Annotated in this window: 2 pseudogenes; one reads left to right on the forward strand and one right to left on the reverse strand. The window is 42.7% G+C overall.

Annotation, left to right across the window (positions count from 1 at the left end):
• Positions 1-163 precede the first annotated feature (163 nt).
• Positions 164-756: pseudogene (locus QUA83_RS30275) on the forward strand (transposase); the annotation flags it as partial.
• 19 nt (positions 757-775) lie between these two features.
• On the opposite strand, the pseudogene QUA83_RS30280 reads toward QUA83_RS30275, so the two are convergent.
• Positions 776-1993, reverse strand: a pseudogene (locus tag QUA83_RS30280) (ISAs1 family transposase).
• Between the last annotated feature and the right edge of the window lie 234 nt (positions 1994-2227).

Below are 2227 nucleotides of genomic sequence, written 5' to 3' on the forward strand. Positions count from 1 at the left end.
TTACCCTATCTTTTTTCATGCTATTTGTCTAGAGTTGCCGGATTGTATGACTTTCAGGCGACCTGTAGCCCCGTCAGGGAGCGTAGAGAATCATAGTTAATGGAGAAAAGGGGCTTGCGCCGTGGTTCGATAGTTTTAGCGAAAAACAAATCCACGTAAAATAATGGCTACACCCCCACTCTATCGTCAACTACTCGGACAACTTGGTCAATGGATTGTCCCCAAAGATTTTCGCCATCTGAAGAACTGTGCAGAGATTGTAGCAGCAATATTAGAATCGGAAAGTGCTTGCGCTTCCCACTGGATTCCTTACCTCAGCCATCGGGACTGCCAAGCCCGTAGCCATATGGAGCGACTTAGCTACTTCATGAATAATCCAGCAATTAGCGCTAAGCAGTGTTGTATGTGCCATTGATTAAACAATTTCTCAAAGAATGGACAGGGCAAGAACTAATTCTAGTCATAGATACCAGTATGTTTTGGGACACTTATTGCCTGATTGAAGTATGTGTGGCGTGGGGCGGTCGCTCTATCACTCTGGCTCAAACTGTGATTAAACATGGTAGTTCTACAATTAGTTTCGAGCAATATCTACCCGTGTTAGAAGCAGCTAAATCTCGACTACCAACAGACGCAAAGCCAACTTTACTGGCTGACAGAGGGTTTGAACATGGAGAGCTGATGCGGTGGCTCACAGCACAGCAGTGGAACTGGGGCATTAGAGTCAAATCTCATCTCCAAATCACCTTGGCTAATCAGGGTAAGAGCATCTTAATCAGGCTTGACACAAGCATTTGAGAATCTGCATCATATAGTCATCATTCATCGCCGCTCGTTTCTTTTTTTGTCGCACACTACGCTCCTTGAGTCGTTTCTTGATTGATGGCATTAAGTGCCATTCGTCTTAGAAGAGCCAAGTTCTGAGGGCTGTTTAACGACCGAATGCGGCATTGGTCTTCATTAAAAGTGACATCTAAAGTCCAATGAACTTGGTTTTCAATACCCCAATGTTGACGAATTACACGACCATTAAGCTGAGCATCCACTGGTAAAGAACTTAGGTAAAACTGTACCTCTTGAGTCGTTTTGTTCCAAAGATGACGGACTCGTTCTACAAAAACAATCGTCTGAATATCTGTCCATTGTTCTTGTTTATAAAGCCCTCCTAATGCCGCCACGGACACCGCCCAAACTTTTCTAATTTCGACGCGATGATGTCCCTTTTTCGTTCGAGAATCCTGACTAACTTCAATTCCCTCAAACTCTTGAGCTTTCGCCATCTCAAACCAGGTTTTAACTTGGTTATAAAGAGTTGGATGATTACTTTTTAAAGTGACTACATAATCGGCTTTTTTCTGACGAATCAACCGAACAATCTCGGTTTGTGTCCCCATCGCATCAATCGTAATAATGGCTCCGGTGATGTCAATTAATTCCAATAATGCCGGGATCGCTGTGATTTCATTTGAATGGTCTTCAACTTTGACTTGTCCCAAGACTAACCGATGTTCACTCGCCCACGCCGTCACTAAATGTAAATTTTTTACCCCTTTTTGTCGGTCATAAGATCCTCTCAGACTTTTTCCATCAATCGGGATCACTTCTTGGCTAATTGAACCGATTAATTGGTTGAGCCATGTTCGCAATTTTTGCTCTAACATTTTGGGGTCTAACTTTTCAAAGACCCGACGGAATGTATCATCACTCGGGATGCCATTGGGTAATTTTAAAAACTTTTGTAACCAGGTAAGCTTACTGATTCCATAATTTTCCATGTCTTCCCACCCATCCGCTCCGGCTATGACCGCTAAAAGGGCAATGACGAGAATGTCTTTGAGTAAATGTTGTTTGGTTCGCTCCACCAAGAGTGTCTGGTACGTCATCAAAATAATTTGAAAAGCCAGTTTGTAAATCTTCGATAGAGATGGGCTTTGGCTTGTTGAGTTCTTCGGATTTTTCCGCTCGCGCAAGAGGGAGCGAACCCTTTACTCATAACCATAAACTTTTCCTTACCTTGATGACTTAGCTTTTGAGGCATTATAGAACCGTTACTGACGAGCGGGCTACCCTGTATATTTTGTTGGTTTTGTCAAGTACAATTTATACCAAATTAGATGAGCTTACCCTGCTTGGCTAATGGCAAGACACAATAGACCTCTTGCAAAATAATTTTATGCTATAATTAAGGGTTTGGCTTAAGCGGAGCAGATTGGAGGTTATATCAGCA

This window comes from Microcoleus sp. K1-B1 (genome assembly GCF_036704705.1).
GTDB lineage: Bacteria > Cyanobacteriota > Cyanobacteriia > Cyanobacteriales > Microcoleaceae > Microcoleus.